Origin of the sequence: Rickettsia fournieri (assembly GCF_900243065.1) — a bacterium.
GTDB classification, from domain to species: Bacteria; Pseudomonadota; Alphaproteobacteria; order Rickettsiales; family Rickettsiaceae; genus Rickettsia; species Rickettsia rickettsii.
Genome location: NZ_LT978484.1, coordinates 553272 through 573703 on the forward strand (window position 1 = coordinate 553272; position 20432 = coordinate 573703).

A 20432-nucleotide genomic window follows, 5' to 3' on the forward strand; every position below is an offset into this window, starting at 1 on the left:
ATGATAAAGCTGAACGTAGACGGCTCTGAAATAGAAGTATCAGAAGGTAGCACCGTTTATCAAGCCTGTACACAAGCAGGAAAAGAAATCCCTCATTTTTGTTATCATGAGCGTCTAAAAATCGCTGGTAATTGCCGTATGTGCTTGGTTGAAATGGAAAAATCACCAAAGCCTATAGCTTCTTGTGCTATGCCGGTAAGTAACGGTATGGTTATTCATACCGATACGCCTATGGTAAAAAAAGCACGTGAAGGGATGATGGAGTTTTTACTGATTAACCATCCTTTAGATTGTCCTATTTGTGATCAGGGCGGAGAGTGTAATTTACAGGATCAGGCTTTCAGATACGGCAAAGGTACTAATAGATTCCACGAAAATAAGAGATCTATTAAAGATAAATATATAGGACCGCTGATTAAAACAGCTATGACTAGATGTATACAATGCACAAGATGTATTAGATTTGCGAGCGATATAGCGGGAATAGAGGAAATGGGAGCTATTCACCGTGGAGAACACATGGAAGTAACTTCATATTTAGAGCAAACTTTAGATTCCGAAATTTCCGGTAATATGATCGATATTTGTCCCGTCGGTGCTTTGAACTCTAAGCCTTATGCTTTTAAAGCTCGTAAATGGGAGCTAAAACATACCGCTAGCATTGGAGTGCATGATGCCGAAGGCTCTAATATTCGTATTGATAGTAGAGGCGATGAGGTAATGAGGATATTACCTCGTGTTAATGAAGAAATAAATGAAGAGTGGCTTTCGGATAAGAATCGTTTTAGTTATGACGGTTTAAAATATCAGCGCTTGGATCGTCCTTATATCAGAAAAAACGGTAAGTTAGTAGAAGCTAGCTGGAGTGAAGCTTTAAAGACAGTAGCGGATAAAATAAAATCCGTAAAACCAGAAAAGATTGCTGCTATTGCTGGTTCTCTCTCTTCTGTCGAAGCAATGTTTATGTTAAAAACATTATTGCAAAAGCTTGGCTCTAATAATTACAGCGTTAATCAGTTTGACTATAAACTAGATACCATGCAGCGAGGCAATTATTTATTTAATACTACTATTGCAGAGATAGAAAAGGCTGATTTATGTTTGTTAATCGGAGCAAATCCAAGGCAAATAGCTCCAGTATTAAATAGTAGAATAGGTATGCGAGTACGTGCCGACTCACTAAAAGTAGCAAGAATAGGTGGGGGGCATAACCAAACCTATAAAATTCAGGATTTAGGAAGTGATATTAAGATTATTGAGGAGCTAGCCATTGGTACTCATGAGTTTACGAAAGCCTTAAAAGCAGCAAAATATCTGATGATTATAGTAGGTGACGGTGTATATGCAAGAGATGACGGATATGCTATATTGTCGCTTATTCATAAGATAGTGACTGAATATAATATTATGCGTGATGATTGGAAAGGTTTTAATATATTGCATAATCACGCTTCTATAGTTGGCGGTCTTGATATTGGTTTTAATACTCCTATTAAGCTCGAAGAGTTGGAACTCGCTTATTTACTTGGAGCGGACGCCATCCCATTTGATAAGCTGAAATCGACTTTTATAATATATCAAGGACATCACGGGGACGCAGGTGCTAGCAGTGCTGATGTAATTTTACCTGCGGCTGCTTATACCGAGCAGAGCGGAATTTACGTAAATTTAGAAGGTAGACCGCAAATAGCAGAAAAAGCAGTATCGCCTGTAGGGGTAGCTAAAGAAGATATAGAAATTATTAAAGAGCTTGCCGGTTATCTAAAAATAGATATCGGAATGGATAATTTGCAAGAAGTAAGAGTAAGGCTTGCTAAAGAATATAAGGTATTTGCTAGTATTGATAGAATTATAGAAAATAAATTTAGTAAGTTTAGCTCTAAAGATAAGTTATCAAAAGAGCCTATCACTGCAGAACCTATTAATTATTATATGACTGATGTGATTAGTAAAAATTCGGTCACTATGGCTAAGTGCGTTGAGGCTAAGGAAGCAAGAGACGAGGAGGCGGCATAATGAAAATATGCTATTCTCACCCCGTATGTTATTCCCGCAAAAGCGGGAATCCAGCTCTTTTTTTGTAAATTATTTTCTGGATTCCCACTTTTGCGGGAATGATATAATAAGAGTACAATCATGCTAGAACTCTTTTTTGAATATATTTTTCCGTTAATTATCATCGCTCTAAAGGTAGTTGCAATTACTATCCCTTTAATATTGTGCGTTGCGTATTTAACATATGCAGAGCGTCGTGTTATTGGATTAATGCAACTTCGACGAGGACCTAACGTTGTCGGTCCGTTTGGATTACTTCAGCCTATTGCCGATGCGGTTAAGCTCTTATTCAAAGAGCCGATCATTCCAACCAATTCCGATAAAATATTATTTATTTTAGCACCGATGATAACTTTTATATTAAGTTTAATCGGCTGGGCAGTTATACCCTTTGCAAAGGGCGTAGTTCTGGCAGATATTAATGTAGGTGTTTTATATATTCTTGCTATTTCTTCTTTAAGTGTTTACGGCATTATTATTGCTGGCTGGGCTAGTAACTCAAAATATGCTTTTTTAGGAGCTATACGTTCCTCTGCCCAAATGATTTCTTATGAAGTGTCAATGGGGCTGGTTATTATTACCGTGCTACTTACTACCGGTACTCTCAATTTAAGTGAGATCATTGAAGCACAAAGAACAATGCCGTGGTGGATTGATTTAATGCTACTACCTATGGGTGTCGTGTTTTTTATCTCGGTGCTTGCCGAAACAAATAGATTACCTTTTGATTTACCTGAAGCAGAATCGGAGTTAGTCGCTGGCTATAATGTTGAATATTCCTCTATGGGATTTGCTTTATTTTTTCTAGGTGAATATGCTAATATGATATTAGTTAGTGCAATGACTACGACTTTCTTTTTAGGAGGTTACTTGCCGCCCTTTAATATATCGTGGTTAGATTGTATTCCGGGGTTCTTTTGGTTTGTATTTAAGGTCGGATTCTTATTGTTTTGTTTTTTATGGATTAGAGCGACCTTACCAAGATATCGCTATGATCAATTAATGCAACTTGGCTGGAAAGTATTTTTACCTCTAACTTTATTTTGGGTAGTGTTAGTATCAAACGTGCTTGTTTATACAGATAATTTACCGAGTATTTAGGTGTTATTGTCATTGTTGCTTGATCGGTTTACCTGTCATTGCGAGGAAATTACGAAGTAATTGACGAAGCAATCTAAGGATATTTGACGAGATTGCTACGCAGCCTACGGCTGCTCGCAATGACGACTCGGTATCCATGCGGGTGATGCCCTGCAGAAATACATTGATCTTTAATATATAATTTTTATGATAAACTATTTAAAATCGTTTTTTCTATATGAGATAGTAAGGGGGATGGCTTTGACTTTAAAGTATTTCTTTAAGCCCAAAGTTACCATAAATTATCCTTATGAAAAAAGCCCTGTTAGTCCAAGATTTAAGGGTGAACATGCCCTACGTCGCTATGAAAACGGTGAAGAACGCTGCATTGCGTGCAAACTCTGTGAGGCGATTTGTCCGGCACAAGCGATAGTAATTGAAGCGGACGAACGAGAAGACGGCAGCAGGCGTACTACTCGTTATGATATAGATATGACAAAATGCATTTATTGCGGATTATGTCAGGAAGCTTGCCCTGTAGATGCAATAGTTGAAGGTCCTAATTTTGAGTTTGCAAGTCTAACTCATACCGCACTTATTTACGATAAGGAAAGATTACTGCAAAATGGCGATAGATGGGAACAGGCACTCGCTAGTAAACTACACAAAGATTACGAGTATAGGTAATATACTCGTTTAATTACTCTTCATTTATTCGGAATATATACGTATATTATGCTATTGTGATTCTGTTAATAGGTTCATTTCAAAAAAGTTAAATTAAAAAAATATATCATGAAAATTCGAACCTTGCATTCGAGATTTCATAAACCTTTGTAATTTAATTATTGCTTTTCTTTTTTTTGACTTTTATTCTCTTAATTGTAAATAATTATAAAAACTAAAAAATTATGTTTATAAAACAGATTTATAGTATGGTAGTTTGTTTTGTTACTACTATAGTTTTATTGATAACGCTCTCTATTACATTTAATGCATTCATTACATTATTCCTACCGGAATAAGAGGAACTCATAAAATATATAGTACTAATGAGCAATATTTAAAGCTAAAATCATATTATAAGGATTTATATGAACAATTAAAAGGGTTGCCTCTAAAAGAGCTAGAAGACAAGAGAATTAGTTATAAGAATAATATATAGAAGTTACTAAAACACATGCTGTAAGTACAATAATTAATTGTTCAATTTGGATTATAGTTAGCCTTATATTTTTTATTGTACATTGGGAGATTTATAAAAATACGCAAAACAATAATAATTAATCAAGCTGTAATATCTGTGCAGATTTTATAGAGCTTTCTAGATGAGAGGATAGAAGAACAATACCGCCGCTATTTGCTTTCATGACAATTAGATTATTGAGTAAATCCCTATTTTCTTTGCTTAAGTTAGTTTCAACTTCATCAAGTAGCCATAAGTCAGATTGGCAAGCAATAAGCCTTGCTATGGCTACGATTTTCTGCATTCCGCTAGACAAACTATAGCATTTTTTATCTAATAAGTCGTGTAATTTGAAGTAATGAATAGCAGCATATAGGGTTTCAGCGGAATTATAAATTTCTGACCAAAATTTTAGATTCTCAAAAACAGTCATTTCTGATTTTAGACCTAAATTATGACCGATATAAGTGCAGTAAAGTTTAGCGATATTGTTAATATTACAGTTTCTATAGTAGATATTACCGCTACTCGGTTGCATAATTCCTGCTATCATTCGTAGCAACGAGCTTTTCCCACAACCGTTAGCTCCTTTTATATATGTGATAGAAGAAGGAAGAAAAGTAATATTTAGATCAAATAAGTTTTTAAATTGTAATTGATGAAGTGATAGCATGTCCTTGTCATACCGTGGCTTGACCACGGTATCCATAAAAGCAATTCAAAATACTAATAATTTTACTAGATATCGTGGTCAAGCCACGGTATGACATCTGTTGCATTTAATTTTCATGATGCTCTTCTGGTGTGGTCCCAGTTAATTCTGTATTATCTTGTTGATTATTATGACCAATTCCAAGTTTCTCACGAGCATCTCTTCAAGCTTCTTTATGATCTGATGCATCAGGATTTACCACATGACTTATATCTATGCCTGTTACCTTATTAGCTTCTTGACCTAGTTTTTTAGTTGCGTTGTTTAATTCATGGTTTGTTTTTTAGTTTCTTTTGCTATTTTTCATATAAATCTCACTTTTAAGTTCTATAATTAGAGTAGCATTTATATTTTTTGTAAGCAATTAAAATTTTACCAACAAATTTTCCACCGATAAGCTAAATACATTTAAAATAGAACTCGGCATTAGACCAAAGTAAATAATTAATAATATTAAAGGAGCTATTGAGATTATTTCGTATTTATATAAATCTCTGAAATGCATAATTTCTTTATTGGTAATTTCACCGAGCATTACTTCTTTGTATAATTTCAGCATGTAAACCGCCCCGAAGATTATGCCGAGAGCTGCTATAAAGGTTGCTACTACATTCACCTTATAAATCCCAAGCAGGCTTAAAAATTCTCCAATAAATCCACTAGTTCCGGGTAACCCGACAGAGCCGAGCATTGCAATCATAAAAAATGCGGCAAGCACCGGCATTTTACTTGCCACACCACCATATTTAGCTATTTCTTTTGTATGTAATCTTTCGTACAAAGTACCGACTATTAAGAATAGACATGAAGAAATCACGCCGTGGCTAAGCATCTGAAATATTGCTCCGCTAACTCCGGCTTTAGTAAAGCTAAAAATACCTATCGTAACATATCCCATATGTGCAATAGATGAATATGCTATCATCTTCTTCATATCTTTTTGAGCAAGCGCAACGAGTGATGCATATATTATAGCAATAACGCTAAGGTAAATTACGTAAATTGCAAATTCTTGTGATACACTCGGACATAGAGGTAGTAATACTCTTAAAAAACCGTAACCGCCGAGTTTTAGCAAAATACCGGCAAGAATAACCGAGCCGCTGGTTGGAGCTTGTACGTGTGCATCGGGTAGCCAAGTATGAAAAGGAATCATAGGGATTTTAACGGCAAAAGCAATAAAGATAGCCCACCATAAAATTTGCTGAGCAAATAATGGAATATTATCGGTAAGCTGAAAGATATAGGTTAAATCAAAGCTATGCATTTTGCTATAAATATAAATTAATGAAAGCAGGAAAAATACAGAACCAAAGAACGTATATAAGAAGAATTTAAGAGCCGCATATATTCTATTCTTGCCACCCCATACGCCGATCATAATATACATCGGCACTAATATTGCTTCAAAAAACAGATAAAACAATAGTAAATTTACCGAGGTAAATGCCCCTATACAAAAAGATTCCATTAATAAAAAACATACCAAATACTCTTTAATATATTTTTTAACGGTAAATAAGCTTCCAATTATACAAATAAGAGTAAGAAAAGAAGTTAGAACCACAAAAAATATTGATATACCGTCAACGCCTACATGGAATTCAAGCCCGATCTTATCAAGCCAAGCGTAGCGTTCAACAAATTGATAAGCGGGTTTTGAGGAGTCAAACTCTATTAAAATATAGATAGTTGAGATGAATGTTAAAACAGAACTAAGCACTGCAACATACATTACATATATCGGTTTATCTGCTTTTTTACTTTGACTAATAAACAGCAAAATATATAGCACGCTTATTAGCGGCAGAAAAATACTGATAGATATAATAGGTAATTCTAACATTCTTTAAGATTTTATGAGTTTTTTTCCGTCATGGCGAAGCAAATTACGAAGTAATTGACGAAGCAATCTCAGGAATTTGTTATTATTTCATGAGATTGCCACGCTCTTTATATTCGCTCGCAATGACGGTTTTAGTTTTTAACGCAAATAACATCAGTACATTATGTTTTTCCAAACAAAATAACTAATTGTTACAACAATAAATGATACTATATACAAAGCATAATTAAAAACATATCCTGTTTGTATTTTGCCGGTAAGAACGCTAAAGCAATTAACGACTCGTGAAAAACTGTTCGGTCCAAAACGATCAATTATTTGCTGATCGCCAAGATAAAATAAAGAAGCTAAACAGTTAATAGGTTTCACAATTAAGCAATTATATATTTCATCGAAGTAATATTTATTTCGTAATATGTTGGAAATTAATACAAGGGGTGTCATCCCGCGGCTTGACCGCAGGATCCAGGCGTTTTTAATATTTTTACTGGATTTCCGCTTTTGCGGGAATGACATAACAGTACTTGACTTATATAAGTAAATCCCAGTAACAATCCCCACTATACCGACTGCCATAGGTAGTAGCTTAATATATAAAGGCGGGTGGCTAATTAGTAATTTATAAATATGTAAATTAAATAGGCTTGCATGGAAATAACCGTTTGGTTTGTCCATAGCAAGTAAATAATAGCCGATCATACCGCTAAAAAAGCTCCCGGCGACAAGTAATATAAGTGGATTGTTCATTACTTTAGCCGGTTCGTGAGCATGCTCAAAAACATCTTTTTCTAGCTTAGTTTTGCCATGAAATACCAACATAATAATCTTCATTGAATAAATAGCGGTAAGTATTGCTGCTGCTATTCCAAAAATAAACATAAACGAGCCGCTACTATAAGCCGCTTCTAAAATCGAGTCTTTAGAGTAAAATCCTGCCAAAGGATAAATCCCTATTAGTGCAAGTGAGCCGATTAAGAAGTTGCCATAAGTTACCGGCATTTTATTTCTTAAATCACCCATTTTAAAAATATCCTGCTCGTGAACGGCATGTATTACGCTGCCGGCTGATAAGAATAATAAGGCCTTAAAAAAGGCATGAGTTACTAAGTGAAATATTCCGCTATTATAGGCAGATACTCCGCACGCCATGAACATATAACCAAGCTGACTGCAAGTTGAGTAAGCAATAATCTTCTTTATATCGCTGTGCATAATAGCAATGCTTGCAGCAAAGAGACAAGTAACACCGCCGATAATCGTAATAAATTGTAGAATTAAAGGGCTATATTCAAATAAATACGAGCAGCGTGCTACTAAGAATACTCCTGCCGTTACCATGGTTGCTGCATGAATAAGTGCAGATACCGGAGTCGGTCCTTCCATCGCATCAGGAAGCCATACATGTAAACCGATCTGTGCAGATTTACCCATACAACCGATGAATAATAATAAACAAATAATGTCTAGAATGGAAAAATGTAAAAATATTTTTATATTAGATAATAATTCTGCAGATGACAATACATCTTTGTAATTTGCCGAGCCACAATAAACAATAATCGTCATTACGCCTAAGATAAAAGCAAAATCGCTGGCTCTATTTATTATAAAAGCTTTAATCGCTGCTTTATTGGCTGATTCTTTTGAATACCAAAAACCTATTAGTAAATATGAGCAAGCGCCGACGCCCTCCCAACCGAAAAATAACTGTAAGAAATTATCGCTAGATACTAGCATTAACATAAAAAAAGTGAATAAAGAAAGAAAAGACAAGAAGCGTATAATCCCCTTATCTTCGGCCATATATCCAAGCGAGTAGATATGCACGATGCTTGACACCCATGTTACGGCTATAAACATTATGCTAGTTAGCTGATCGATATAAATCGACCAATTTACTTTAAAATTTCCAACCTCAATCCATGGTAATAATTTAATATGGATTATATTCCCGTCTAAGCCTGCATCGCAAAATATTATTAATGAGAATAAGGCAGATAAAGATAAAAAGCCGGTTGCAATTACTTGCGCTAATTTTTTGTCTATTACCCTTACGAATAACCCGTTTATTATGCTAGATGCAAGCGGTAACATGATGATCATTATAGAAATATTTTGATACATCATTATCCCCACATCTGATTAATGTCGGTAATTTCAATGGAGCCTTTATTACGGAAATATATTAGTAATATTGCAAGCCCGATTGAGGTTTCGGCAGCTGCTACGGTTAAGATTATAATACTAAAAATTTGTCCCGATAATTCTTGCATATATACGGAAAATGCAACAAAATTTATGTTAACTGCAAGCAGCATTAACTCAATAGACATTAATATATTGATAATATTTTTGCGATGCATAAATAATCCAAACATTCCGATAGTAAAAACTAAGCTGCTTAAGATTAAATAATGATTAAGCGAAATATATTCATTCATATTTAATATTCTCAACACCTTTATTTAGAATAGGCTTTGTCATTAATATGGTATTTTCTTTATTGTGACGTAGTTGTTTTGATATATCTTGACGTTTTACTCCCTCACGCTTCTTTAGTGTTAACGTAATACATGCAATCATAGCGACAAATAATATAAGGCCTGCCATTTGAAACGGTAGCATAAAGTCTGTGTATAGTACGCCTCCTATTGCTTTAGTATTTGAGATATTATTTGTTATGGCAAACGATACATTGGAGTTGAAATTAATATTTTTAGTACCAAGTAAAATAATTATTACTAAATCGGCAAACATAATCAAAGCTATAAAAATACTTAAAGCTAGATTTGCTTTTAGCTGCGTTATTGTCTTATTAAAATGCATATCTAGCATCATTATCACAAATAAGAATAATACTGCTACAGCTCCAACATAAATCACTATCAGCATCATAGCTAAAAATTCTGCTCCAAGCAAAATCATAAGCCCTGCACCGTTGATAAATGCAAAAATTAACCATAATACCGAATATACGGAATTTTTGCTTAAGACAACGCATAAGCTACTGATAGTTATTAATGTTGCAAATAAATAAAAAAATATAGGCATGGTGTTTATATAGGTTGTGTCTTATCTCTATTTTATCCTCGTAAAACTCGTTTTACAACATTAGGTTCTTTCTCAATAATCTTAAGAAGTAATTTTGCAGCTCCGGTAGGTAATCTTCTGCCTTGTTCCCAGTTTCTTAAAGTTGCAACACTCACTCCAAATGTTGTAGCAAATTGTTGTTGTGTTAATTTTAACTTATCTCTTGCTTCATGCACGTCTATATTAGATAATTTTATATCATGTTTATTTGCTTTTAATTTTCCTTTAGTGTATAAAACAGCCTCTTGCATTCCAATTAATATACTTTTGTTGGTTTGATTAGTATTTTTATTATTCATTTTTGCCTAGTCCGACATATAATTTTACCAATTCTTCAGTTAATTTTTTTAATTCATTACAACTATTATGATTAATATTTTCCATCTTACTTTTTATAAAACCGGTTATTAAAAATACCGGCATATTTTCATTGTAGTAAAAATAAATTATTCTTATACTGCCACTTTTACCTTTATTAACTACTTAAAGTAAATCGTAACTTTCTTATACCTCCAGTGCCTTTTATTATATCACCTTGGTCAGGATTAGCAGCAATGTAATGTATTATTTCAAAGCATTCTTTTTCATTTAAATTATTCTTAGCGAATTTTTGAAACTCTGGAAGCTCAACAACTGAAATCAGTTTTTTACTCATAATAATTATACGCCATTGGCGTAGGAGAATCAATAAATAATTTTTGTTTAGTATCATGGATACCGTGGCAAGACCACGGTATGACAGAGTGCAAATTGGCTACACCAACAAAGCATTAGAAGAAAATTTCTTGATCATCGGAATAAATAAGCTTTCTAGTTCTTTGCGTATTTCTTCCTTGTTTTCTACTTTTTGACCTTCTTTACTTAAAGTTAGCTCGCCTTTTTCTACATGACCAAGTACAGCCTCAATGATTGCTTTTTTATCATGTTTACCATCCATATATCTAAGTGCAAACTTCTCAAAGAAATTAACGCCGATCGGTTCATGTTTTAAATTTGTAACCCACATAGAAGGTGTATTGGTTGCTTGATGTATCACCATTTTTGTTGTTTTAGGCTTATCAAGCTCAGGGTTATTTCGATGCTTCTGATTTGTAATACTAATATAACCTTGTAGTACTAGCTTCATTGCATTATTTAAAAGCTCAGCTTTGATTTCGTTTAATTTAGTATTATGTAGCTTTTTATTAGCTTCAGTGGTTATTTTCTCAAAGCTTAACGGATTATTTAGATTTTCGCTGAAAGTGTATAAAATAGCTTTCATATAAGGCGAACTAGTTGTTAAGTTAGAGTCTTGATTGCCGTTTAAGAAGAATTTTAAATTTTCGGAAGCATTATTAAGATCTACTTCTTTGAGTGGTTTTTCAGGCACTATATTAAAGATTATATTAAATTTCGTTATATCATCATTGTTAATATTTCTATTAATTTTCACATCACTATGACATAGTAAAGTGGTTCTAAAACGACGATTCGTAATGAAATCCATATATTGTTCGGTTCTAACTATATCGTTTACCGCTTTTAACTGCTCTACTACTTTCGGCGGCATATTACCGAGATACATAGTCGAAAGATTACAATCGGCTAAATATTGTAAATTGTGCTTTCTTGCTTCATTCATAAATTCATAGAAGTAGAATTGAGCATTTTCTTCTTCTAGATGATCATGACGTAAATAATGATCGGTTTGTTTAGCAAGTAGCCCTGCTTCGGTTTTTAATGCTTCTGCATAAGGAGTTTTAGAGTTTTCTAAGCTATCCTTAACAAATTCTAGTAACAATCTAGATTGAGCTATTCTATCCCGTACATTTGCAAATGAGCTAGAATGATACATCATCATATCTCTAATAGTACGGACCATATTCCAGCCAGGGAGGGTATTATAGCTAATATATGCTATTCCGTTTGGACTAAGATTTTTATTACAAACTTCAAAAATTTTATCTCTAACGGTTTTTGGTACCCAAGAAATTACGCCATGGCAAATTATATAATCAAACTTACCGAAAGAATCGTTAATGTCGGTTATCGAACAATGATGGAATTCTATATTTTTTAATCCTAGTGCTTTAACATTTTTATTTGCTTCGTCAATTTGTACCTTAGACAAATCAACCCCAACAAAATAAGCTTTTGGATAAAGAACTGCATGTGGTATTAAATTACCGCCTGCTGCACAACCAAGCTCTAATATTTTTGCATTCTCGACTTCAGGAGCATTTACACCGAAAAGAGTTGCAAGTGTACTTAAGTGATAAGGATTTGTAAGAGCATATGGGTAGCTTTCATACGGTACTTCATCATAAGTGTTATGATCTGAAACCGCACCGTTAACAACGGATTGTGCGGAATGTGTTTTTTTTGCCATCTTATCATGACCGTTAGGGGGAGAAGAAGAGTTAGTAGCTTTTGGAGACATATTTTTTCCTTATATAGTTGAATTATTCGTGTCATCCCGCGGGATGACATTGTAGCTTTCATATAAATCACAGAATTATTAAAATGGCAATCTATAAGTAAATCCTACGCCAAATTCTCCAACGGCTATAGTTTTTTTGATAGGATTTGCTGGCACGAATTGCCCCGTTTTCATATCAAGTGTATCATAATTAATTCTTACTCTATATGCCGTTTGTAATTTTGCAGTTGCATCAATACTTAAATTTGAAGTTACATCTTGTGAAATTCCAAGACCTGCTTGCCAAGCAACACAATTTTTATGAGTTTTTCTTACTTTAAAATAATCGCTATTTATAACACTCCACCTAGAAGAGGTAGGCTTAACTTTTACTTGTGCTATTCCACCTCCAAGTATTACAAAAGGTGTGCAAGTTTTTATTTTTTCTAAATCATAAATAAGATTTAGCATATATATATTTGATAATACGGTAGTATTACCTGGGGTTTTAGGAATAGTGAGACCATTACTTAAATTTTGCTGAGGTAATACGTAATGCAGACGATATTTAGGTTGATAAGTTGCTGAGCATTCAATAGCTATCTGTGGATATATTATATAGCCTATTTTCCCACTATACATACTTGATTTTTTTAAAATTATTTCGGTATTTGAGTGTTTATGTCGGAATTTACTAACGACCGGTTCAACTATTCCACCTTCTGCTCCTATATAGAACCCTGTTTCTTTTGCGCAAGCAATGTTATTAAAAATGATGATAGTAATAAAAAATGATTTTAGTAATTTAGTCATTATAATTGCAAAATAAAAAAATATTATATACCCCCTTTATTAATGGTCAATCATATTTTTCCTAATTATGGAAGCAATTATACCAAATAGTAATAAAGTAATAGTTACAGTTAACGCAACATATGCCGGAATCGCTATATAATGATGAATAAATATTTTAAAGCTGATAAATATTAAAATTAAAGCCAAAGAATATTTTATATAACTGAAACGTTCTACAATTTCTGCTAAACAAAAGAATAACGCTCTAAGCCCTAAAATAGCAAAAATATTTGAAGTATAAATTATATAAACATCATTAGTAATTGCGAATATTGCCGGTATACTATCTATAGCAAAGACTAAATCTATTGCTTCTATCAGTACTAGAGATATAAAAAGGGGGGTGCAATATAGTTTGTTATTACGTTTAACAACAAATTTATCCCCTTCAAGGTTAGGGGTAATATTTAGATTTTTTATTATTGACTTGTAAATATAAGAATTCTGTATATCAAAAGTTTTATGTGATACATAGAAAGTTTTTATACCTGTAGTAATAAGTATTACGGCAAAAATATATAATAACCAGGCAAATTTATTTATAAGAATAATACCGCCGTAAATCATTACGGCTCTGAATATTATTACGCCTATTATACCGAAAAATAAAACACGATGTTGATATTGCCCGGGAATTTTAAAAAATTGGAACATAATAGAGATAACAAAAATATTATCAAGTGACATAGCTTTCTCAATGAGAAAGCAAGTATAATATTCACGAGCATGATCTGCCCCCGTATTATAGTAAACATAGATACCGAATAAACAAGCTATTACAAGATAGAAAAGACTAAAAAGTACGCTTTCTTTAAAACTCATTATGGTATTTTTTTTGTGTATTATTCCCAAATCGAGAATCAGTAAAGCAGCGATTACCGTATAAAAAATAATCCAACTCATTTATTTATCTCTTCATTTTATATTGCATGTGAAAATATAGTCCTCCATCAAACATAACTCTTAGCTGGAATCTTATAGTATTTTCTCCTTGTTTTAAATAACGCTTTATATCAATCGGTAAATTTTTAGCTTGTAATGCTTGACCTTGGTCATTTCCATTGTTACAGTACCTTTTCTCATCTAGAGAATCAACGTTAGTAGGGAGGCTAAGTAACTTTGTGCCGTTGACATATATTAATGTGCAATCATCATACCATAAATCTTTTACTTCAAAATACTCAATATCGTCCATTATTGCATCTAAAGTTACTTTGAATTCTACAGTATGCAATATTGTATTGTCCGGTTTATTTGCTGCAGCTATACTTGCTCCATCCTTTGGAAATGCCATAATGCTCCCATGTGGTACCGGTTTTTTGTTGAAGATATAGTCACCTATTTTAGTTACCGGATTATAAGGGATCTCAAGTAATTGGTCTGATGGAAAGTCGTTATAACCAACTTTTATAGGTAATCCTTTAAATTCTCTACAGCCGACATTGTGGCCTAAAGGTTCAAACTCGACAACCTTTCTATCAAAATATGATAAACAATGGCGTTCTAAAGGTTTATTAGGATCAATAGGTATCCAATTCGTCGGGCATTTTCCTTTTGCAAGTTCTCCTATATCGCTTTCAGGCCATTCTGCATTACCGTGATTGTTACCGGAAGGAGCTTTCTCTGTGCTAGGAATTTTAGCACAAGTAGGTACTAATATAGGAGCACAAAGATTTAGCTCTTGCCAAGTTTTATCTCTTACATCCTCAGTCTCAGCTTTATATGTCGGCTCAGGAGGAGTATTGTTATCTCCTTTTGTATATGTCACTGTATAATATTTTGAAGGATCTACCGGTACTAATATTGGTCCTATGTTAGGTTTCGGCTCGATTCTATCTGTATAATCCCTACTTAAAACACATATTGGAGTATTAGCCTTATCGTTATTGGTATAGCATTTACTCGGAATCTTATTTATATTGCAAGTATAAATTGTAATACCTCTTCCTGGACCTGACACTGTTTCTTCTAGAGTACAGCGCGTTAGATCTGTATCTTTTTTACATAAGCCAAGATTTGGATATTTAACGTTATATTTATTTTTAAAATCTTTACAATTTATAGTATCGTTGTTGTTGAGTTTAGCAAGTACACAATTTGTTGAGTCATTATTGTAACCGGGCATAGGTGATCCATCAGGTAAAGTAGGACGCGGCATAGGGTTACAATGTTGGAAATTTTTCGGCATCAAGCAGGCATGCGTTCCACCTTGGATATATTTACCGTTTATATATTCTAAATATTTTAAATATACCGCACTTGAGTCAGGATTTCCATTACTATCATAAGGTGCTTTATCGTCTTTATATTTACCGTGAATAGTCAACTGATTTAGAGCATTCTCTCCTGAAAACGGCATAGCAATATATTTATCTTCCTTTGGATCTTTAGGTATAAACGCAACGGAAGAACTATACTTATAACCGGCAAGCATTACTATGCTTTCGGTGTCAGTGGGGTTGGGAGGTGGAGGTCCGGCGTATGCTAACGGCGTTACAAGAGTGCTTGTTTCATCTATGATATTGTCGCCTTCTCTTACTTGTACTGACGCAATGAATTGCGGTTTATAATAAGCATCGTTGGGATTGCTATTATTAGTACAGGTAATTCCGGCATATTGCTTTGCACATTCATAAGCAGCTAAGCTGTAAGAATGATTTACTCTCGGTACGCAATCTATTAAATTACCGGACTCAAATAAGCAAATATTATTAGGATTTTGCTTATCATCTTCGGTATTACTAATAGAGACATAAAGCTTTCTATCTTTACCGTTATTGTCTTTTAAGATGACATCTGTCTTTATAGGCATTAAGCTAGTTGTATCTTGCTTTTGTACCTCAGGAAATTTTACGCTTACATCCTTAAATTCGCCGATATTAACTCCCCACACTTTTTGACAGGTAGTTGAATTAGAACTTGGACAGTCCGGTATATCGCTTATGTAGTAATCGCTGGGTGTTTCTACATTTCCAATTTTCTGCGAATATACTATTCTAAATCCCTCATTACAACCGTTAGCCGTAACACTACATGGCGTAGAAATTTCTGTATTAATACATGGAGTGTCGCCTGAAGTATTCTTACACGATTTAATTAAATCTTTAAAAGCCGTATTAGTATGAGTAATTTTTGCTGAAGAAAAATCTATATTACGTGGTTCTACACAAGTTTTGAGGTCAGAGCGAGAACTCGTGCAAAGCGGAACAAGATTGCTAAAGCTAACACGTATGGTATTATTAACAATATTGTTTTTAACATTAATATTAGATGGCACTACACAAGCTGGACTAGTAGAAGATTGGTCAAACTGGCCGCTTGCATCTTTTATGCTACATACATTATGAGCACTCGCATTAATGCTAATATAATCTAAATTTGGACAATATGGTGGTGGAAAAGGCCCTAAAGGTAATTGTACACAACCAAAAGAATAGCTATCTACAGAACCGTTTAATGACCCAAGTGCTTCAATAATTTTTATTATTAAAGTAGGAAAAAAATTAAAAATCTCTCCTATTGCATTAAGTATTGATTGAAGTACTTTTATAAATTCTGAATTTTGATCTATCATACCAAGAAGCTGCCCTAATAAACTTGGTAAACTTACTCCTTTTATCGTTTCAACTAAAAATTTTAATACTTTTGCAATAGGGCTAAGTTCGTTAGTGTGATGAAGAGGTTGACGATTAGGATTCCAGTCCACCGGATCAAGATGTACACCGGAATCTGACACAAGGTTAACAAGTCCAGGATCGCTATAAGCACAAAGTTTAGGAGGTTTTAAAGTAACTATTTTTCCGTCTACACCGATTATCTTATTATCAGTTTCTGTATAACCGACTTTATTGAGATGTACTCCATCGGTATAACCTGGATCTGCAGGGGAAGGTGGGGCATTTATCCCGGGAGGTGGAGGCATATCCGGTACGGCAACTCTAGCACAGACTCTAGTTAGAGGTATACCGTAACCTGTAGGCCATAATACACATTCTCCATCCCAATTTAAAGTAGAGTTTTGGTGCCAACAAGCTATGGCATTACAGCTTTGAACTCTAATACGAATTTTTGGAGTAAAGTAACTACTATCAGGGGCTTCTTCCGCACATCTATTGAGTAAAAAACCGATAAATGTACCTGGGTAATCAAATTTTAATAAACAAGTATCATTATCACGGCCGTCGCTTTTATTCCAAGGAGGACATAATGTGCCTGGTTTAAAAGGCCCTCTTAGTTTTGCATTGATGCCTCCATCCTTATTCCAAATTTCCGTTCTCTCACTTTGACCGCAATTACATGGATCGCTAAGACAAGTGACTATATCATCCCAAATAGATGCATATACATTAAATGAGAAAAATGAAAATAAGAAAAATAGTAAATATTTTTTTAACACTTTGAGTATTCTTTATGCTCGTTGTTTTTATAGTTCATAATAAATTATTGTCATCCCACGAGCTTGTAGCGGGATCCAGTCCTTTTTAATTTTTTTGGATCCCATAATAAATCATGGGATGACAGAGTGAAATATTAGTCCGTATTTAACTCATTATATAGGTAATTAACCCAATTATCCGGAGGACCTTGGTGTTGTTCAAGTATTTTTTTATAAATATCCATTTCCTCCTGTCTGCTTGATAAAATACGGACAACTCCTATTAAAGCGGCAATACTTAATTCAGAAGCTATCGATTCATTATCCTTACTAATTAAGAACATTCTTGCAGAAAGTATTAGCTGTGATAATTTTTTTATTTCCGGCTCGCTTAAACCTAAAATTTTATCTAAATCTTCTATTTTAACGTCAGACGGTAGAATAATTTTAGTATTAATTAAATCAAGCCAAGGTTTTATAGTATATTTTGGATATGACTTAAGATAAATAAAATTGAAATTACTGACGAAAATACCGTTATTTTGAGACAAATTATTATAGATTAAATTTATATTATCATAATAAATCTCAGGTCTGTAAAGTTTATCAAAATTATCGGCAGCAAATATTTTAGGTTTTGTGCCAACTAGACTTAAATGATAAGTAAGAGCATAAATTGCTGCTGCACTAATACTTTGGTGTTTCTTTAAATTATTATTAAATTGTTCTAAAAATTTTCTCTCCGTCGGGTAAAATTGTTTAGAAAACGGCTCATCAGAAAGTTTATATAAATTAAACCCTATAACTTGCCCTTCTTCAATGTTAAGAGACGATCCGTCAAATAATCCGGAATATAATTGTTCTTCGGTAAAAACTTTAAGTTTATCAAGTATTTGTATTCCTCCTTCCTCCTTAAAATCTTCTAATTTTAAAATATCGGAAAAAATACGTTTTTCTTTTTCAATTGATAAAATTTTATTTTTTAATTTCTCTAGAAAGGATATCTCTATTTCGCTAAGAGGTGAAATATAATGACCACTGATTAATTTTAAAAATTCTAAAATGAATGCTTGTGATTTTTCTGTATCATCTACTAAAAATGGATTGATAATTTGTTTGTCCGGTTCTAACCATTTGCCTTCTATTGCCTCGATAAAAATTTTAGAATCATTATTATTAGAGATATAAATTATTGTTGGATCGTATTTAGTCGATTCTGATATTAAAAAGTTCAATAATACGGTTTTGCCGGTTTTCCCCGTACCAAAGATGCAAGTATTACCTTTATTCGTTTTATCATGAAAATTCATGAAATATGGAGTACCTTTCTCGGTTCGCAGTAAAGTTATAGCCTTACCCCAAGGATTATATTGATTACCGAGTGTAGTATTATGAAGAGCGGTAAGAGAAGCAATATGCTCTACGGATAATGGCGACATTTTACGTATAAAGGCAAAGTTAGCAGGTAATTGCGACCAAAATATTTGCTCAATATTAATATCTTCTTTTACATGAATAATACCAAGTTTAAAAAGTTCGGTTGATGCTTTAGCTACGGCTGCATCTAGTTTATTTTCATCTTCTTCTATAACGGCAATTGAAATTTGCTGATTACAAAATTGAAAATCTAAATTAGCTGCATCAAGCTTATTAATCCCTTTGTGATTAAGTAAAGTTGAGTCGTTAGTAATTTTTAGAATATAATCTTGACCACGCAATTTGGATATTACTTGTTTTTTGCTAACAAAGTAAAATATTTCAGTTATTATTAATTCAATCGGTAACTGTAAAAATTTATCCAGTGTATTAGAAGGAGTTTCATGATATTCTTTTATAGATAGTAAAGAAGCGAATTTATTATTTTTCTCATGATCCGTAACTACCACTTTATCGCTTCTAATTGTATAAATACTTCTACCTAGTGCATCGGATAAATCTATTATAGGTACCAAACAATCATTATTATTAAGGTTAGCTATTCGATTATATAAAAATAAAGGATTAGAAAAAACATTATCATTTTCAAATATTATACCGAGTTTTTCAGCACTGAATTCGTTTAAATCATTTAAAATATTATTAGTGATATTGTCTAATTTTTGAAACGCTGCATCTAAGTAGTTATTTTCAAAATCAGTAATTAATTTATTAGATAAAGAATTTATTAAAGAGTTAAAATTTGTGATGTTAACTTTAGCAGAATCATGTACTATAGATATATATAAAGTATTAACGAATTTATCATTCCAATGGTTTTTTCTTTGCCATAGGGTATGAATATTTGCCGGTAATAATTTTTTGTAAGGAGTTGAATCGTCTAAGTTTTGTTTTTCTCGTATTGTATGTAGCCAAAAAGCAAAATCATAATCGGTTATATTCTTTTTTATAGAAACTCTAACCATTTCACGTAAATTTTGTATGTTATCGCTTATTTTTTCTGAGGTAATGCCGTGTATTTTGATAATTTGTAGTAATTTACCGTCTTTGGTAAGTAAAGTATTTTCATTATAATGACATGCTATAGGTATAAAATTAGGAGCATTATAATTATATATATCTTTGTCAAATTTTCGTAAACCACTAAACACAAATAACCTGAATTTAAATTATCGTTTTGTATACTCGTTCAACTTGGAAAAGAGCAAGGAGTCTGTAAGCCGAGGGGCGGAGCGTATACTTAATACGTGAGCATCCGAGGACTTACAAAGACGACGTAGCCAATTTTTCAAGTTGAACGAGTATAACAACTCTTCATTTCACAGGAGTATATACTAATGAACTTTGCCTGCGTGGATGCTAGAGTCGTCATTGCGAGCAGCCGTAGGCCTCTACTCG

16 protein-coding genes and 1 pseudogene are annotated in these 20432 nt (G+C 33.2%); 4 read left to right on the forward strand and 13 right to left on the reverse strand.

All coding sequences use genetic code 11. The features are described from left to right. The 3 genes from nuoG (at position 1) to nuoI (ending at position 3822) form a co-directional block, all read left to right on the forward strand. Entirely contained in the window at positions 1 to 2016 is a 2016-nt protein-coding gene (gene nuoG, locus C4Q30_RS06005) for an NADH-quinone oxidoreductase subunit NuoG (RefSeq protein ID WP_103897748.1), read from the forward strand. Positions 2017 to 2136: 120 nt separating this feature from the next. Further along, complete coding sequence (gene nuoH, locus C4Q30_RS06010; protein ID WP_014121107.1) at positions 2137 to 3156, forward strand: NADH-quinone oxidoreductase subunit NuoH; 1020 nt, start codon at positions 2137 to 2139, stop codon at positions 3154 to 3156. A 186-nt stretch (positions 3157 to 3342) separates the two neighbouring features. Then, positions 3343 to 3822 carry an NADH-quinone oxidoreductase subunit NuoI gene (gene nuoI / locus C4Q30_RS06015; protein WP_017442668.1) on the forward strand — a complete coding sequence of 160 codons (480 nt, stop codon included), beginning with the start codon at positions 3343 to 3345 and terminating at the stop codon, positions 3820 to 3822. 596 nt (positions 3823 to 4418) lie between these two features. On the opposite strand, the gene ccmA is transcribed toward nuoI, so the two are convergent. The 13 genes from ccmA to C4Q30_RS06075 all read right to left on the reverse strand — a co-directional run bounded on the left by ccmA (position 4419) and on the right by C4Q30_RS06075 (position 20185). After that, a complete protein-coding gene (gene ccmA, locus C4Q30_RS06020; RefSeq protein WP_103897490.1) occupies positions 4419 to 4994 on the reverse strand; it encodes a heme ABC exporter ATP-binding protein CcmA in 576 nt (191 codons plus the stop codon). Between the two features lie 403 nt (positions 4995 to 5397). Next, positions 5398 to 6879, reverse strand: a complete 1482-nt coding sequence (locus tag C4Q30_RS06025) for an NADH-quinone oxidoreductase subunit M (RefSeq protein ID WP_103897491.1) — start codon at positions 6877 to 6879, stop codon at positions 5398 to 5400. Between the two features lie 153 nt (positions 6880 to 7032). Further along, positions 7033 to 9006, reverse strand: coding sequence for an NADH-quinone oxidoreductase subunit L (gene nuoL, locus C4Q30_RS06030; protein WP_103897492.1), 1974 nt, complete (start codon positions 9004 to 9006; stop codon positions 7033 to 7035). Then, positions 9006 to 9320 carry an NADH-quinone oxidoreductase subunit NuoK gene (gene nuoK / locus C4Q30_RS06035; protein ID WP_012151334.1) on the reverse strand — a complete coding sequence of 105 codons (315 nt, stop codon included), beginning with the start codon at positions 9318 to 9320 and terminating at the stop codon, positions 9006 to 9008. Before nuoK ends, nuoL begins: the two co-directional genes overlap by 1 nt. Continuing rightward, positions 9313 to 9930 (reverse strand): NADH-quinone oxidoreductase subunit J, encoded by a 618-nt coding sequence (locus tag C4Q30_RS06040; protein WP_103897493.1) that lies wholly within the window; start codon positions 9928 to 9930, stop codon positions 9313 to 9315. The genes nuoK and C4Q30_RS06040 overlap by 8 nt, the downstream gene beginning before the upstream one ends. A gap of 32 nt (positions 9931 to 9962) precedes the next feature. Continuing rightward, positions 9963 to 10268, reverse strand: a complete 306-nt coding sequence (locus C4Q30_RS06045) for a helix-turn-helix domain-containing protein (protein WP_041404426.1) — start codon at positions 10266 to 10268, stop codon at positions 9963 to 9965. Further along, positions 10261 to 10392 carry a hypothetical protein gene (locus C4Q30_RS09875; protein ID WP_245207513.1) on the reverse strand — a complete coding sequence of 44 codons (132 nt, stop codon included), beginning with the start codon at positions 10390 to 10392 and terminating at the stop codon, positions 10261 to 10263. Before C4Q30_RS09875 ends, C4Q30_RS06045 begins: the two co-directional genes overlap by 8 nt. Before the next feature lie 52 nt (positions 10393 to 10444). After that, the gene (locus tag C4Q30_RS09880) at positions 10445 to 10624 is read right to left on the reverse strand and encodes a hypothetical protein (RefSeq protein WP_245207514.1); all 180 of its coding nucleotides are present in this window, start codon (positions 10622 to 10624) and stop codon (positions 10445 to 10447) included. 99 nt (positions 10625 to 10723) lie between these two features. Further along, positions 10724 to 12388 carry a methyltransferase regulatory domain-containing protein gene (locus tag C4Q30_RS06055; protein ID WP_103897495.1) on the reverse strand — a complete coding sequence of 555 codons (1665 nt, stop codon included), beginning with the start codon at positions 12386 to 12388 and terminating at the stop codon, positions 10724 to 10726. 78 nt (positions 12389 to 12466) lie between these two features. After that, the gene (locus C4Q30_RS06060) at positions 12467 to 13180 is read right to left on the reverse strand and encodes an outer membrane protein (protein ID WP_103897496.1); all 714 of its coding nucleotides are present in this window, start codon (positions 13178 to 13180) and stop codon (positions 12467 to 12469) included. A 39-nt stretch (positions 13181 to 13219) separates the two neighbouring features. Continuing rightward, entirely contained in the window at positions 13220 to 14125 is a 906-nt protein-coding gene (locus C4Q30_RS06065; protein ID WP_103897497.1) for a TerC/Alx family metal homeostasis membrane protein, read from the reverse strand. Between the two features lie 4 nt (positions 14126 to 14129). Further along, positions 14130 to 17618, reverse strand: coding sequence for a hypothetical protein (locus C4Q30_RS06070; protein WP_103897498.1), 3489 nt, complete (start codon positions 17616 to 17618; stop codon positions 14130 to 14132). Positions 17619 to 17752: 134 nt separating this feature from the next. Further along, positions 17753 to 20185: a VirB4 family type IV secretion/conjugal transfer ATPase gene (locus C4Q30_RS06075; RefSeq protein ID WP_103897499.1), complete on the reverse strand. Its 2433-nt coding sequence runs from the start codon at positions 20183 to 20185 to the stop codon at positions 17753 to 17755. A 43-nt stretch (positions 20186 to 20228) separates the two neighbouring features. Here C4Q30_RS06075 and C4Q30_RS10530 point away from each other — a divergent pair. Next, positions 20229 to 20331 (forward strand): annotated as a pseudogene (locus tag C4Q30_RS10530) (palindromic element RPE5 domain-containing protein). The last annotated feature ends 101 nt before the right edge of the window (positions 20332 to 20432 follow it).

Coding starts and splice junctions, on each gene's coding strand:
- ccmA (WP_103897490.1), bottom strand. CDS start 4,994: ATGCTATCACTTCATCAATTACAATTTAAAAACTTATTTGATCTAAAT.
- C4Q30_RS06025 (WP_103897491.1), bottom strand. CDS start 6,879: ATGTTAGAATTACCTATTATATCTATCAGTATTTTTCTGCCGCTAATA.
- C4Q30_RS06040 (WP_103897493.1), bottom strand. CDS start 9,930: ATGCCTATATTTTTTTATTTATTTGCAACATTAATAACTATCAGTAGC.
- C4Q30_RS06060 (WP_103897496.1), bottom strand. CDS start 13,180: ATGACTAAATTACTAAAATCATTTTTTATTACTATCATCATTTTTAAT.
- nuoH (WP_014121107.1), top strand. CDS start 2,137: ATGCTAGAACTCTTTTTTGAATATATTTTTCCGTTAATTATCATCGCT.
- C4Q30_RS09875 (WP_245207513.1), bottom strand. CDS start 10,392: ATGCCGGTATTTTTAATAACCGGTTTTATAAAAAGTAAGATGGAAAAT.
- nuoK (WP_012151334.1), bottom strand. CDS start 9,320: ATGAATGAATATATTTCGCTTAATCATTATTTAATCTTAAGCAGCTTA.
- C4Q30_RS09880 (WP_245207514.1), bottom strand. CDS start 10,624: ATGAGTAAAAAACTGATTTCAGTTGTTGAGCTTCCAGAGTTTCAAAAA.
- C4Q30_RS06045 (WP_041404426.1), bottom strand. CDS start 10,268: ATGAATAATAAAAATACTAATCAAACCAACAAAAGTATATTAATTGGA.
- nuoI (WP_017442668.1), top strand. CDS start 3,343: ATGATAAACTATTTAAAATCGTTTTTTCTATATGAGATAGTAAGGGGG.
- nuoL (WP_103897492.1), bottom strand. CDS start 9,006: ATGATGTATCAAAATATTTCTATAATGATCATCATGTTACCGCTTGCA.
- C4Q30_RS06065 (WP_103897497.1), bottom strand. CDS start 14,125: ATGAGTTGGATTATTTTTTATACGGTAATCGCTGCTTTACTGATTCTC.
- C4Q30_RS06055 (WP_103897495.1), bottom strand. CDS start 12,388: ATGTCTCCAAAAGCTACTAACTCTTCTTCTCCCCCTAACGGTCATGAT.
- nuoG (WP_103897748.1), top strand. CDS start 1: ATGATAAAGCTGAACGTAGACGGCTCTGAAATAGAAGTATCAGAAGGT.